Here is a 12740-nt window from a genome sequence, read left to right on the forward strand (position 1 = left end):
TATAGCAAGGAAGGCTGCACAGTGACGACGTTGGAGCAGGACCATGCCCGAGTCGCCGAGCTCGCGAACTACAAGGTGATCGAACAGCCAGCTCGCAGCGACCTGGTTGCCGTGGTCGAGGTGGCGGCGCAGATGGCCGACATGCCGATGGCGGCAATCAACCTGTTCACCGACATCGAGGAACATCCGGTCGCGACGCACGGCTACGCCGCCGGGTCCGGCGCCCGGGAGAACTCGATGTGCAACGTGCTGCTGGATCTCGAGCGCCCGGTGGTCGTGCCGGATGCCAGTAAGGACGAGCGTTTCAAGAACAGTCCCAACGTCGACGGCACCACCGGTGCAGTCCGGTTCTATGCCGCCCATCCGCTGATCACCCCGCAGGGGGTCACGATCGGGGCGTTGTGCGTCTTCGATACGAAGCCGCGCACCATGAGCGGCGAGCAGGCGCAGGCCCTGGGAGGCTTGGCTGAGCGGGTGGTCGACCTGCTCGAACTGGATTTGCGCACCCGCAGGCTGAGCGAAACGGTGGCAGAGCTCGAGTCGGCTCAGGCGGAACTGCGCCGCTCGAACGAGCGGCTGACCGCCTTCGCGGGCCAGGTGAGCCACGACCTGCGCAATCCGTTGACAGCGGTGTCGATGGCGCTGAGAATGATCGATGAGGCAATCGGCAGCGATGGGCTTGCAGGCGACGCCCTCCAAGACATCGGGTGGTTACTGCATCGCGCGATCAGCGGCTCGAACAGGATGCAGCGCCTGATCGACGACCTGCTGGCCTTCGCTCGTCTGGGGGGTGAACTCGTCCGGGTCCCGGTCGATCTTTCTGCGGTGGCGAGGGGGGTGGTCGAAGACCTGGCGGTCGCCTTGATGGGCGCAACGGTCGAGGTGCGTGACCTCCCCAGGGTTACCGGTGACCCTGTTCAGTTGGGGGCCGTGGTACAGAATCTGGTGGCGAACGCGGCCAAGTTCACCCGGCCTGGGGAGAAGGCGAACGTGGAGGTCGCTGCCCATCGAATCGCCGGTGGGTGGCGGGTCGAGGTGTCCGATCGTGGACCGGGGATCGCGGAGGCAGATCGCGAACGGGTCTTCGAGCCGCTGGCGCGGGTCGATCCTGACGTTGAGGGTTCGGGGATCGGTCTGACGACGTGTCGGCGCATCGTCGAGGCGCACGGAGGTCGGATCGGTGTGAAGCCTTCTCCGTGGGGTGGCACCACGGCGTGGTTCGAGCTGCCGGACTAGCTGTTCAGCGTTTGAGGGCGCGGGGGGAGCCCCTGCAACTCGGTCACCGGCACCTTGTCGGCGTTGATGACGTCGGGATCGATCGCTTCGCTCGAGATGCGCCTGCGCCGGTGTGCTGGAGCGGTACAGCTGCACCAGCGGCGTCCCTTCGACGGTGACCAGGACGGATCGGACGTTCGTGATCGCCGGCGACAAGATGTTGGACCGATACCTGTCGGTGACGGAGGTGACTGTGCTTGCGGCTGGTGGACTGGTCGCGCGGCAGATGCCGGTTCGGCGTCGACGCGCGACCGCTGGAAGGGTCGTTCCCTGCGCAACCGCTGACCATCATCACAGCAGCCAGCGCGGCAGCCATGACCACAGCCCGACGCCGGGTCACCTCGCACGTGTCTGTAGGGACGTCAGGAGCAGAAGGCTGCGGGCGCGAGATCATGCGCACCTCCGGGGTGCGACCCGAGATTCCCCTGAGCAGCACGACTGGGAAGGGCCACGAGCCCGCCATGACAGGGTCCATTCGTTTCGATTCGCACGATGAACTGATCGGGGGAAGAGAAGATCCGATTCCCAGGGAGGGACGGTCATGCTCAGGAACGAGCTCGGCGAGGACCACGGCAGCAGGTCAGTCAAGGAAGTGGTGTCGCCCGCCTCTTGACGGATCACCCGGGTACGAGAAGCGTTGGTATCTCACCAGCGAGGCATCAGTGTCTGCGGTGTGAAGGGGGGCCCGCGCTGACAGAGTGGGCGGACGCGTCGTACCAGCGCAGCACCCGCAGCGCCCTCAAGGTGTTCCACCGGCTAGGTCCGCCGTCGGGTTCCTCGAACCGGAAGTGGACTTCGCCGGGATGGGTGTTCTCGAGCAGCCAACGCCCGTCGGGCTGGCGCTTGGCGCGGACGTGTTCGACCGCTTCGTCCACCCGCGGATCCGGAGTGCCCCCACGCCGCGCGAAGTACTCCGTGGCCTTGAGCAGGTCGTAGTACCAGCGTGGGGGGTAGGAGAACAGTCCCCACTGCGGGTTGACCACCTCGCCCGTGCGCAATGACCGGAGGAGGTTGCGCCGGAGCAGGTACTCCTCTCCCGCCTGGCGAGCTCGACGGACCTCTTCGGATCCGCCCGTCTGGCGCTCCCACCGCAGCAGAGCGTCGATCACATCCAGGGTGCTGGCGAAAGATGACGGCGATGGGCGCGTCGTGGCCCAGCAGTTCCAGCCACCATCAGGCATCTGGTCAGCCACGAGCCGATGCACCGGCCGGTCGACGTTGACGCGCAGGTAGGTACCGATCAGGATCGTGCCGGCGTTGATGCAGCAGTCCACCTCACCGTCGAAGAACGGCAGCCCGTCATACTCCCAGCGGCAGTTACGAGCCACCAAGCGCGCGGTCTCCTGCATCACCGGACTGCTGGGTGGCGCGCCCAGGTGGCACAGGTCGAGAAGCACCGGGTACGTCGCGGTCCAAGGCTGGCCCGGCTCGGCACCCGACCCGTCGCTCGGTACCTCGGCCGGCTCCGCGTCGGTGGACGGGAAGGGCGGCGGCGGCTCACCGGCAGCCAGGGCCTGCGCGGTGGCCTCTGCGAATGTCGCGGTACCGGGAAAGCATGCCCCGTTCGCCCACTGGCCATCAGGTGCCCGCAAGGCCAGCAGCCGGGCGCCCCAGCCCTCGTGCCCGACACGCGCGCGCTCGGTCGCCACCACGGTGTCGGAGGCATCCACGAGGTCACGCAGCACCTGCCAGCGGATCGCTGGATCGCCCCGCAGCAGCCACTGCACCACCGGATCGTCCTCGGACAGCGGCGCCGCTCGCGGTTGATAAGAGCGTTGGTGCTCCATCGGCCCCATCCCGCAACCCCTCCTACGTGACGTCTGTCCTTCGGAAGATAGCAATGCGTCAACGCGGGAGACATCCACTCAGACCACTACTAGTGCGGCGGGTGAACATCAGCGCACAGATACCGGATCGTGCAGCATGTGGGGATGGCTTTGGATCCGAGTCGCTTCCTGACCGCCCACGACGAACGCAGCACCTACGCGACGGCGCTGGCTGAACTGCGCGCGGGGCGCAAGCGCAGTCATTGGATGTGGTTCGTCTTTCCACAGGTCGCCGGGCTCGGCCACAGCCCGACGTCGCAGTTCTACGCGATCTCAGGACTCGACCAGGCCCGGGCCTACCTCGATCACGCGGTCCTGGGCCCACGGCTGGTCGAGTGCGCCAACGCGCTGCGGGACCTACCCGGCGACGATCCCTCAGTGGTTCTGGGCGACGTCGACGCCCAGAAGCTCCGTTCATCGATGACCCTCTTCAAGCATGCAGCGGAAAGCGACGAGGAACGCGCGGTGTTCTGCGCTGTCCTCGAGCAGTACTTCGGTGGCCACGAAGACCCGGAAACGGTCAGCCGACTTTGAGGTTCGTTGGTTCAGCATGAAACCCATTGCGTCGCAAAGCAATCCAGGTCAACTCGGAGCCTGGTTCGGACACTTTAAGCAGGTGGTCGGCAGGTTGAATCTGTCGAGCACCGCCATGTTGTCTGACTTCGCCTGAGGCTCGACATTGGTCTCTAGTCAAAGCCTGAAAGTTCGGGTGATGGTCGACAGTTACTTCGACCGATACCCGTCACTCATCCCGACCACGGACCGAGCCATCCACGGAGCCGCGTCAGGGGATCAACTCAGGGGACCCACGCTCGCCGAGGCGACCTTGCGTCTTACCGCCGCGAGCGGACCGTCCTGGGCCAAGTGGGCGGTGCATTCCCATCACCCACCTGGCCGCCTCCCGGTTCGCCATCTGAGCGACGCAGGTGTCGGCGGACACGGTTAGCGTGTTGCGCATGGCAACCCTGCTGCCCGAGCTGCTCGTGACTGACCGGGCCGCGTTGCGAGCATGGCTGGAAGAACACCACGCGACTTCGCTCGGCGTGCGGTTGGTGCTGACCAAGAAGGGCGGCTCGGACACCACGATCACGTGGGCGAGCGCGGTCGAGGAGTTGCTCTGCTTTGGCTGGATCGATGGCCAGACTGGCAAGCGCGACGAGCACAGCTACACCGTGCGCATCACTCCGCGCCGGTCCAAGGGCAGCTGGTCCCAGCGAAACGTCGCGCTCGTGACGAAGCTCGAGGAGCAGGGACGGATGACCGACGCCGGTCGCGCGGTGGTCGAGGCCGCGCGCACCGATGGGCGGTGGGACGCGGCGTACGCCGGACCGGCGACCCGCCAGGCGCCAGACGACCTGGTGAAGGCGATAGCGGCGGCGCCGGACGCGCAGGCGGTGTTCGACGTGCTCACGAGCGCCAACCGGTTCGCGCTGATCCATCGCGTCGAGAGCATGAAGCGCCCTGAGAGCCGCACCCGCAAGATCACCGAGATGGTGGAAATGCTGGCGCGCGGCGAGACGCTCCATCCGCAGAAGGCAGGTCACCCCGGGCGGGCAGGCCAACACGTGTCTGCTGCTGACTCAGGTGGTCGTTGCACTGATGGATCCGCCGTTCCACCATCGGAGTGTGAGCGATGAGGTGCAGGACCCGGCCCTCGAAGCTGAGAGGGCGCTCATGGGTGCGCTATTCAGCCCGGACGGACGGAGCGACCCGGCGGCCACGGCGCGTTCGGTGCCGGTGGCCGGATGCAGTTATGCCTTCGTGACGGAGGCACTCCACGACCGGCGGCTGATGGCGACACCCATACCCCCGTCGGAGGATCTGATGTTCCAGGTCGCCGCACGGTTCATGTCGCGCGTCGACGGCGAGCGTCACACGGCGTCTCGAAAGGCGTTCAGCGGCCTGTTCTCGCCACGACGAGTTGAGCGGTACCGCGCACAGATCCAAGCCACCGCCGCCGAGCTGCTCGAGGGTCTGCCAGCCACCGGGCCAGTGGACATCGTGACCACGTTCGCTCACCCCCTCCCGTTCGCCGTCATCTGTCAGGTCCTAGGCGTGCCGAAAAGCCAGCAGCCCTGGTTGGCCGAACGCATGGACACGTTCGGTCGAGGAGTGGCGGGCCAACGCGACCGGGCCAACATCGACGCCGGAAATGCGGCGGCGTCACAGATGCTCGCCTTCTTCGACGACCTCCTGCGCCAACGTCAGCGCCAGCCTGACGACGACGTGCTCACCCTGCTCGGGGCCAGCGCAGCATCGGACGGGGCCCACGAGGACCTGCTCGCCAACTGCATCTTCTTCGTCCTCGCCGGACACGCAACCACCACAAGCCTGCTGACTGCCGGGGTTCACATCCTGTCGTCGCACCCCCACCACGTCACTGACCTCCAACAAGACCCTGCGGGCTGGATGCCGGCGGTCGAAGAGCTCCTGCGCCTCGTCTCACCAACGACCTTGACAGGTGTGACCGCAACTGCCGACGTGCAGATCGCCAGCTGTGAGGTCCCCGCCGGCGCCAACCGTGCCGTGGTCTTCGCCGCCGCCAACCGAGATCCGAGCACGTTCACAGACCCCGACACCTTCGACCCGACACGAACCCCGAACCCGCACGTGTCGTTCTCCGCCGGCGTCCACTACTGCTTGGGCGCACCGCTGGCTCGCCTCCACGCAGAAGTCGCCCTCCCCATGCTGTTCGGCTGCCTCCCAGGCCTGCGCACGATCGGCGACCCGACATGGTTGGGCAGCGTGCCCATCCGACAGGTTGCCAGCCTCGAGATCGACTGGGACGCGCACCGACAGGCACCGGCTGCTAGCCCGCTGCGTCCCGGATGACCTCCTGCAGGGCCTGGCGCACTTCCTGGGGATCGACGGTCATGGCGTTCTCACCGACGGTGACCTCGAACCGGCTGCACCTCGGCGACGTGGTGGGCCGCGGGTAGAGGAAGAGCTCGAGTCCCCGGCGCTCGACGAATCGCTGGTGTGCTGCCGCCAGTGCCTCGGGCGGCACTGGAACGATGACGTGGAAAAGAGGGGTCTGCGGCGGGTCAGGGACGACCTCGACGCCGGGGATGTCCTGGAGTGCCGCAGCGAGCTCGCGGGCTCGCTCCCAGAAGGCAGGCATCCTGGGCACGAGCGTGTCGAGTCCGATTTCCGCGGACACCGCCAGCGGCCACGCGTGGTGGAGCTGCCCGCCCAGCCGAGCCCGCCACTGCCGAGCCTGGTCGATGAGGTCTGACCGCCCCGCGAGCACCGCCCCGGAAAGACCTTCAAGACCCTTGTACAGGGAGACGTAGACCGTGTCGAAGAGGTCGGCGATCTCGACGTGCGGACGCCCGTAGTACGGCTGCGCCTCCCACAGCCGCGCGCCGTCGAGATGGGCCGCGATGCCTCGGGCGCGCAGCCAGGACGTCTGGGCGGTCAGCTCCTCCCACGAGGGGAGGCGCCCGCCGAGGTCGCGCTGGGGCAGCTCGAGGAGCACGGCGGCCAACGGCTCGCGGACAGCCTCCAGATCCTGCACGGTGACGAGGCGGTCGTGATCGCCGAGCAGCATTCCGTGCAGCTGGTGGACGATCTCGTACCCCTTGTGCTCGTGCACCTCGATGTGCGCCCTGGGGTGGAACCCGATCGTGCGACACGTGCGGGCGTCGGCGTGCAGCCTGAGCGCGACCTGCGAGGCCATCGCACCCGTGGGCATGAAGACGGCCGCCTCCTTGCCAAGCATCTCGGCGACGCGTCCCTCCAGCCGGGCCACCGCTCCACCCCGACCGTAGGTGTCCTGGTCGCCGTCCTCGACGCGCGACAGGAACTGCTGCAGTCGGCGGGTCGGGGCTCGGCGCTGCTGCCCGTGCACGGAGAGCGATCTCGTCAACTGTTCAGGGGCGCTGGGGGTGGCGTGGGACTCCATGGGTCCATCCTGACCCACACACCGGGGGAGTTCGTCGCAGCCGTCTGCGGCCATCCGCTCGGTAGGCCATCCCGACGGATTCGTGTGCGGTACACCGCCGCGTCGAGGGGAGTAGGCGCGCATCGGTGCTGGGGGCGGACATTGAGCCCATGACGCCCACTGAGTCCCCAGCCCACCCCCTGCATCCCGTCACGCGGGCGCTCACCGCCCAGCGCGCCGAGAACCTCCAACTGATGATTGCGGATCGCATCACCGCCTTCGCTGGATCGATGCCGTTCGTCTACCTCCACGCCGGAGCCTTCGCGGGCTGGATGCTGCTCGTCGAGAAGAGCCCGTGGCCGACGCTCACGCTCATCGTCTCCTTGGAAGCGATCTTCCTGTCGACGTTCGTGATGATCGGCCAGAACCGGCAGGCCGCCTTTCAACAGGCCAAGGCCGACCATGACTTCGTCGAGTCAGAGATCGAGCTGAAGACGAACACCGACCTCACCCGGCAGATCCACGCGTTGACGACCGAACTGCATCGGAGAGTCGTCACAGAAGGCAGAAGCTGAGTGAGGCGACAGGCTGAGGACCCGGCGTGGGCGCGGAGGTACCGCCATCCACCGTCGAAAGCGGATGGTGTCTTCCACACCACCGATTCACGACCTCGGATCTCCGCGCAACCAGCGAAGGGCCTTCTGACCCAGCCCTTCCGACGGAGATCCGACACTGCCCGCCAAGGCCTGCGGATCGGGTCGACCTCCCTGTTCGTAGTAGTGGAAGGTCTCGATCACCTGCTCGAGGAAGTCATCGACTTCCTGCTCGTCATACCCGCGCCGAAGCTTGGTTGACGTGAAACGGTGCCCTGGGGTCGGAGAGGCGGGCGCCCCTGGCCCGGGTCGACCTCCCGCCTCGTAGTAGCGCAAGGCGTTCGCAACCTTGTCCAGCAGGTCGTCGACCTCGCGCTCGTCATACCCGGCGTGAAACTGCGTCGGCGTGAGCGTCTTGTCCATGACGTCCTTCGAGGTGAGCACGGGGCCATCATGCGCCCCACCGAGGCGGTAGCACGCGACGCACGACGCGTCGGCGGAGGGTGGGGGAGGCCACGACCTCGTACCCGGCTTCGACGAAGACCTGCAGCAGCCCGACCGACGCCTCGTCCCAGATCACGGTCTTCCCCGGTGGCGGCTCGATCGGGTAGCCCTCGAGGACGCGGGCACCGACCTGCTCGCCGTACTCGATGGTGGCGGCGGCGAGCTCGTAGGTCAGCCCGGCTTGGCGAAAGCCCTTGCGCACGACGAAGCAGGTGACCGACCAGACGCCTTCGAGCTCGGGGTCCATCCGCATCCACGGCTGCTTCCGGCTCCACAGCCTGGGGTAGTTCTCGCGCGGCTCGATCGCGACCCAGCCGGCCGCCTCGCCGTCGACGTACCCGATCAGCCCGGAGGTCGGTCCCGGAGTGCCGCACGCGGTCTGCTCCACCAGGGCGGCGTCCCTCTGCTCCTGCGTGGTGTCGCGCCAGATCCAGCCGGGCACCTTCATCGCCTGGCACCGGCACTTGTGCGCGCCACCCGAGGCGAACACCGCATCGACGTCCTGGATCGCCGCCTGGTTCGCTGGGAGCCACGTGAAGTCAGGCACGCGCTTCTCCTGTCTCGAGTCACCGTGCAAAGGGACTGCCCCAGTGGGCGCGGTCGGCTTCGACCACCTCGTCAGGCTCCCATGGGACGACCCGCTCCTGCGACGACTTAGCAGCAGAAAGCGGTCATTCCGTCGCGAGCCGGCAGTAGGGTCAGCGACGTGGGGGTGCGCAAGCTGCTCGGGTCGCTGGGGTTGGTCCTGCTCTGCGCGGCGTGGGGTGTGTTGCTGTTCGGTCTGTTCGGCCTTCCCGCATCCGACGACCCGATGGTCGAACTCGAGGCGGGGCCGTCGTTCGCCATCAACCTCGAGGTCTACCTGCCCGCGATCGTGCTGACCCTCGTCCTGCTCCTGGCGGTCCTGGCCGTGCTGAAGGACCGGGCTGCTACCGCGGTTGGGATCGGCGCGGCCCTGGTGGCCGGAGCGTTCGCGGCATGGGTGCTGAACGAGAAGCCGTTGCTCGACTACCTCCCGCAGCTGCGAAGCACCCTGCTGTTCTCCGGGGGACTGAGCATGCTGTCGCTACTGCTCTTCCTCGGCCGATCGGCAGTAACCCTCGAACCGCAGGCACGCTCCACCGACCCCTCGATTTCTCCGACATAGGCGCCCCCGCGGTTCTAGCGTGAGCGCATGGCGCACTACGAGCGGGACCTGACCGGGAACGTGGACGACCTCGTCGCCCACCTGGACCGGGCCATCCCGCAGGGGAGCATCAGCGCGAAGTACGAGGCGGGATCGGATCACCGGGTCGGTGACGCGCGGATGCTGGTGCGGGCGTACGAGCGCTACAGCGCCCTGGGTGGCAACCGGGTGAGCCTGTGCATCAGCGTCCTCGCGGTGGGGGAGGAGATGTCGCTCTCGATGGTGAGCGCGGGTGGCAGCGAAGCCGTGTTCTTCAAGGTCAACACCTTCGGCGAGGAGGCCTTCCTCGAACGCGCCATCCAGGCCCTCGAGTCCTACCCCGGTTGAGTCGCGACTCCCGTGGACATGACACCGTCGCCGGACCCGCGCATCGACGCCACCCCTCGGCTCCCTGCCGCCGGTGAGCGGGCCCTGGTCCTCGACGGTGCCGGCTCGGCGGCTCGACGGCGCAGCGCTGGCGGGCCGTCGCCACCGGGTACGCGCGGGTGCTGGTGCTCTCACCGCGACCACCCGTCGCTGCCGGACAGGCTCGGATCCTGTTGCACCACAGGCGTATCAACAGCAGCTCCGGGCCCTCCTTGCTGACAGAGGGGTTGGACGTCCTGCCCGGCCCACGGTTGGAGGTCGTCATGCGCGACACATTCACCGCCCGGATCTCGAGCCTGGCAGTCATCGTGGCTGCTCTCTCGACCCTGGGAGCCGTGATCTACCTGTCGGTGCGGGGCCAACAGGTCAATGAGTACCTGGCAGGCCTGGCCGGTCTGACCATCGGCGCGCTCCTGCCGTCGCCCCTGTCTCCATCAGGAGCGACGACCGGAGCGACGGGAACGTCGTCCGGAGTGACGTCCGGAGCGGTGACCACTGCCACGCCGGGTGCCACACCCGCGGGGTCACCCGGACTCGCCACCGGGGTGGCCAACGGGGGGAGCCGGGGCAGTGCCGACGTGGCGCGGTGAGCCGGCGCAGCACGGCATACCGGGTTGCTGCATGCCTTGGCTGGGAGACGACGGGCGCGGACAATGACGGCCATGAACACACGCGTGCGGTCATGAGCAGCGCAGGCGGTCCCGAGGGCCGGCCGCAGCTCGACGACCTCGTCGAGCGGGCCCGCGCCGGACTGCGCGACTGGACGGACCGGACCGACCACGACCCTGGCGTGGCGCTCCTGGAACTGTTCGCGTTCGTGGGGGAGCTGCTCGCGAGCCACGCGGACCGCATCGCTGACGAGGCCTACCTCGGCGAGGAGGGACGGGCCGGGCTCGACCTCGGTGACGGTGTGCACGGCGGTCGGCCGCCAGGGGGTCGCTCGATCAGCGCGCGCTACCGGCAGGGTGGTGGGTACGTCGCGGTGCGCCAGCAACAGGGCCGGGTGCCGCTCGACGGCGACGTGGTGGAGGAGCCGCCGCGCCCCGCCATCGGCGTGCACCGGGCGGTCGTCGTGAACAACATCGACCCGCTCCTGCGCAGCCGCCTGCTGGTGTCGGTCCCCGACGTGACCGTGGAGGACGGACCGGTATGGGCCGTGGCCTGCCTTCCTGCCACCGTCCCCTCCGCCGAGGGCGGGGAACCACCCGTTCCTGCGGTCGGCGACGCGGTGTGGGTGGCGTTCGAGGGTGGCGACCCGTCATTTCCCGTCTGGCTGGGGCGCAACGGCGGCTGAGGGGTCGTCGAGGACGTCGCGCCACGAGTGCCGGGGCGCGTACCCGAGGAGGTCGCGCGCCTTGTCGATGGAGTAGAACGTCTCGTCGCGGCCCATCTCCCGTCGCTGCTCGACCCCGGCGTAGAAGCGCTCGCGGACCTCGTCGGTCGTCACGGCGACTGACATGTCGGCGTTGGCGACGTTGAAGACCTCGTACCCCAGTCCGTCGACCTCGAGGCAGCGCTGGACCAGCTGGCCCAGGTCGCGGGTGTCGATGTAGGCGAAGATGTTCCGCCGCCGCAGGGAGGGGTCCGCCAGGAACGCCGGGAACAGCTCGGCGTACTCGTGCGGCTCGATGACGTTGTTGATGCGCAGGCCGTAGACGTCGGTGCCGGTCCGGGCCTGGAACGACCGCGCGGTCACCTCGCCCGCCACCTTGGACATCGCGTAGGAGTCCTCCGGGACGGTGGGGTGGTCCTCGTCGACCGGGACGTACAGCGGACGCCGCTCGCCCTGCGCGAAGCAGATCCCGTACGTCGTCTCGGACGAGGCGAAGACGACCTTGCGGATGCCGAGGCGGGTCGCGGCCTCGAGCACGTTGTAGGTGCTGAGCACGTTCGTCGCGTAGGTCGCCGCGTCGGTCGTGAGGAGGATCCGGGGGACCGCGGCGAAGTGCACCACGGCGTCGTACGCGGGCTTCTCCGCGAGCTCCAGCTCCTCCATCCGAGCCAGGCCCGCCATGGCGGAGTAGGTCTCACCGATGTCGGTGAGGTCGACCCGCAGGTCGGCGACGTCGGGATGGCCCAGGGGGACGAGGTCGGCGTTCGTCACGTCGTGACCCTGCTCGGCCAGGTGGGCCGCGACGTGCTTGCCGGCCTTGCCGCTGCCGCCGGTGAAGAAGATGCGCATGTCCTGATCCAACCATCGTGGGGGCGGGCGGGCGCGCGGGCCGGGTCCGGGCGTGACGGGACTAGTCTCGGGAGGTGAAGATCGAGGAGCTGGACTTCGGCGACACCCCTTGGGGCGAGATCAGCCTTCGCCGGCGCTGGGACCGCGTCACCGAGCGTGACGTGCACGAGGTCAAGCTCGGCGACGACTTCCTCATGTCCAGCCAGTTCACCGTGGGTGAGCAGGAGCTGTCGCGCATCGGGCTGGCAGCCACGCCCGGCACCTCGCTCACGGTCCTCGTCGGCGGCCTGGGCCTCGGGTACACGGCGGCCGCCGCCCTCGAGGACGACCGCGTCGCCGAGCTGACCGTCATCGAGGCGCTCGAGGCCGTCATCTCCTGGCACGAGCGAGACCTGTTCCCGGACACCCGTGGGCTGGCGGCGGACCCCCGCGTGCGCCTGGTCCGCGACGACTTCTTCGACGTGGTGCGGACCGGCCGCGCCGACCGCACATACGACGCGGTGCTGGTGGACATCGACCACGCGCCGGACTGGCTGCTGCGCGACGACCACGGTGACCTCTACACCGTCGAGGGCTTCGCCCGGGTGGGCGCGATGCTCGTCGACGGTGGGGTGTTCGCGCTGTGGTCCGACGAGCCGCCCGAGCCCGAGGTCGTGCGACGGATGGGGGAGGCCTTCGACCGGGCCGAAGCGCACGTGGTCCCGTTCCCCAACCCGCTCACCGGCGGCGAGTCCGCCAACACCGTCTACCTCGCCGTCAGCCCGAGGCGCTGAGCACCGCCGCCTCGATCTTCGCGCAGTGGCCCGTTCACCACCGGTCGTCGCGCGAACCAGGCTCGGTGTCCTCCGGTCGTTGCCACCACGCCACGTGCCCCACGCGTGGAGGCCGAGCGCAGTGATGGTCTCGTCCGCGTGAGCTGTGTTCG

General features: G+C 68.3%; 15 protein-coding genes. 10 read left to right on the top strand and 5 right to left on the bottom strand.

Translation table 11 applies throughout. The annotated features are described in order from the left end of the window. A partial coding sequence (locus ASC58_RS04270; RefSeq protein ID WP_056918485.1) for a GAF domain-containing sensor histidine kinase occupies positions 1-1236 on the top strand: 1236 nt, incomplete at its 5' end. A gap of 698 nt (positions 1237-1934) precedes the next feature. On the opposite strand, the gene ASC58_RS04275 is transcribed toward ASC58_RS04270, so the two are convergent. Continuing rightward, positions 1935-3062, bottom strand: coding sequence for a hypothetical protein (locus ASC58_RS04275; RefSeq protein ID WP_056918512.1), 1128 nt, complete (start codon positions 3060-3062; stop codon positions 1935-1937). A 144-nt stretch (positions 3063-3206) separates the two neighbouring features. Between ASC58_RS04275 and ASC58_RS04280 the strand changes: the two genes are divergently transcribed. The 3 genes from ASC58_RS04280 to ASC58_RS04290 all read left to right on the top strand — a co-directional run bounded on the left by ASC58_RS04280 (position 3207) and on the right by ASC58_RS04290 (position 5933). Further along, positions 3207-3635, top strand: coding sequence for a DUF1810 domain-containing protein (locus tag ASC58_RS04280; RefSeq protein ID WP_056918513.1), 429 nt, complete (start codon positions 3207-3209; stop codon positions 3633-3635). A gap of 422 nt (positions 3636-4057) precedes the next feature. Then, positions 4058-4738, top strand: coding sequence for a YdeI family protein (locus tag ASC58_RS04285; RefSeq protein ID WP_082552953.1), 681 nt, complete (start codon positions 4058-4060; stop codon positions 4736-4738). After that, positions 4701-5933 carry a cytochrome P450 gene (locus tag ASC58_RS04290; protein WP_082552945.1) on the top strand — a complete coding sequence of 411 codons (1233 nt, stop codon included), beginning with the start codon at positions 4701-4703 and terminating at the stop codon, positions 5931-5933. The genes ASC58_RS04285 and ASC58_RS04290 overlap by 38 nt, the downstream gene beginning before the upstream one ends. Here the strand turns inward: ASC58_RS04290 and ASC58_RS04295 are convergent. After that, entirely contained in the window at positions 5911-7005 is a 1095-nt protein-coding gene (locus ASC58_RS04295) for a low specificity L-threonine aldolase (RefSeq protein WP_056918487.1), read from the bottom strand. The two genes, ASC58_RS04290 and ASC58_RS04295, sit on opposite strands and share 23 nt — an antisense overlap. A gap of 149 nt (positions 7006-7154) precedes the next feature. Here ASC58_RS04295 and ASC58_RS04300 point away from each other — a divergent pair, with 149 nt between their 5' ends. Then, positions 7155-7559 carry a DUF1003 domain-containing protein gene (locus ASC58_RS04300; RefSeq protein WP_056917138.1) on the top strand — a complete coding sequence of 135 codons (405 nt, stop codon included), beginning with the start codon at positions 7155-7157 and terminating at the stop codon, positions 7557-7559. 87 nt (positions 7560-7646) lie between these two features. Here ASC58_RS04300 and ASC58_RS04305 read toward each other — a convergent pair whose 3' ends face one another. Further along, the gene (locus ASC58_RS04305) at positions 7647-8021 is read right to left on the bottom strand and encodes a DivIVA domain-containing protein (RefSeq protein WP_056918488.1); all 375 of its coding nucleotides are present in this window, start codon (positions 8019-8021) and stop codon (positions 7647-7649) included. 7 nt (positions 8022-8028) lie between these two features. Continuing rightward, positions 8029-8628: a hypothetical protein gene (locus tag ASC58_RS04310; RefSeq protein WP_056918489.1), complete on the bottom strand. Its 600-nt coding sequence runs from the start codon at positions 8626-8628 to the stop codon at positions 8029-8031. Positions 8629-8787: 159 nt separating this feature from the next. On the opposite strand from ASC58_RS04310, the gene ASC58_RS04315 reads away from it, so the two are divergent. The 4 genes from ASC58_RS04315 (at position 8788) to ASC58_RS04330 (ending at position 10927) form a co-directional block, all read left to right on the top strand. Continuing rightward, a complete protein-coding gene (locus tag ASC58_RS04315; protein WP_056918490.1) occupies positions 8788-9228 on the top strand; it encodes a hypothetical protein in 441 nt (146 codons plus the stop codon). Between the two features lie 27 nt (positions 9229-9255). Then, a complete protein-coding gene (locus ASC58_RS04320; protein WP_056918491.1) occupies positions 9256-9594 on the top strand; it encodes a DUF6054 family protein in 339 nt (112 codons plus the stop codon). Between the two features lie 302 nt (positions 9595-9896). Beyond that, positions 9897-10223 (top strand): hypothetical protein, encoded by a 327-nt coding sequence (locus ASC58_RS04325; RefSeq protein WP_157598356.1) that lies wholly within the window; start codon positions 9897-9899, stop codon positions 10221-10223. Positions 10224-10315: 92 nt separating this feature from the next. Further along, positions 10316-10927: a phage baseplate assembly protein V gene (locus ASC58_RS04330; protein ID WP_056918493.1), complete on the top strand. Its 612-nt coding sequence runs from the start codon at positions 10316-10318 to the stop codon at positions 10925-10927. Here ASC58_RS04330 and ASC58_RS04335 read toward each other — a convergent pair. After that, entirely contained in the window at positions 10892-11815 is a 924-nt protein-coding gene (locus ASC58_RS04335) for an NAD(P)-dependent oxidoreductase (protein ID WP_056918494.1), read from the bottom strand. The genes ASC58_RS04330 and ASC58_RS04335 overlap by 36 nt on opposite strands. 74 nt (positions 11816-11889) lie before the next feature. On the opposite strand from ASC58_RS04335, the gene ASC58_RS04340 reads away from it, so the two are divergent. Next, a complete protein-coding gene (locus ASC58_RS04340) occupies positions 11890-12588 on the top strand; it encodes a spermidine synthase (protein ID WP_056918495.1) in 699 nt (232 codons plus the stop codon). The last annotated feature ends 152 nt before the right edge of the window (positions 12589-12740 follow it).

This window comes from Phycicoccus sp. Root101, from assembly GCF_001426245.1.
In the GTDB taxonomy this organism is placed as follows: Bacteria; Actinomycetota; Actinomycetes; order Actinomycetales; family Dermatophilaceae; genus Pedococcus.

Bases quoted from the DNA above. Each gene is read 5' to 3' on its own strand.
- ASC58_RS04300 (WP_056917138.1), top strand. From the start codon at position 7,155: ATGACGCCCACTGAGTCCCCAGCCCACCCCCTGCATCCCGTCACGCGG.
- ASC58_RS04330 (WP_056918493.1), top strand. From the start codon at position 10,316: ATGAGCAGCGCAGGCGGTCCCGAGGGCCGGCCGCAGCTCGACGACCTC.
- ASC58_RS04320 (WP_056918491.1), top strand. From the start codon at position 9,256: ATGGCGCACTACGAGCGGGACCTGACCGGGAACGTGGACGACCTCGTC.
- ASC58_RS04275 (WP_056918512.1), bottom strand. From the start codon at position 3,062: ATGGAGCACCAACGCTCTTATCAACCGCGAGCGGCGCCGCTGTCCGAG.
- ASC58_RS04285 (WP_082552953.1), top strand. From the start codon at position 4,058: ATGGCAACCCTGCTGCCCGAGCTGCTCGTGACTGACCGGGCCGCGTTG.
- ASC58_RS04295 (WP_056918487.1), bottom strand. From the start codon at position 7,005: ATGGAGTCCCACGCCACCCCCAGCGCCCCTGAACAGTTGACGAGATCG.
- ASC58_RS04325 (WP_157598356.1), top strand. From the start codon at position 9,897: ATGCGCGACACATTCACCGCCCGGATCTCGAGCCTGGCAGTCATCGTG.
- ASC58_RS04290 (WP_082552945.1), top strand. From the start codon at position 4,701: ATGGATCCGCCGTTCCACCATCGGAGTGTGAGCGATGAGGTGCAGGAC.
- ASC58_RS04335 (WP_056918494.1), bottom strand. From the start codon at position 11,815: ATGCGCATCTTCTTCACCGGCGGCAGCGGCAAGGCCGGCAAGCACGTC.
- ASC58_RS04280 (WP_056918513.1), top strand. From the start codon at position 3,207: ATGGCTTTGGATCCGAGTCGCTTCCTGACCGCCCACGACGAACGCAGC.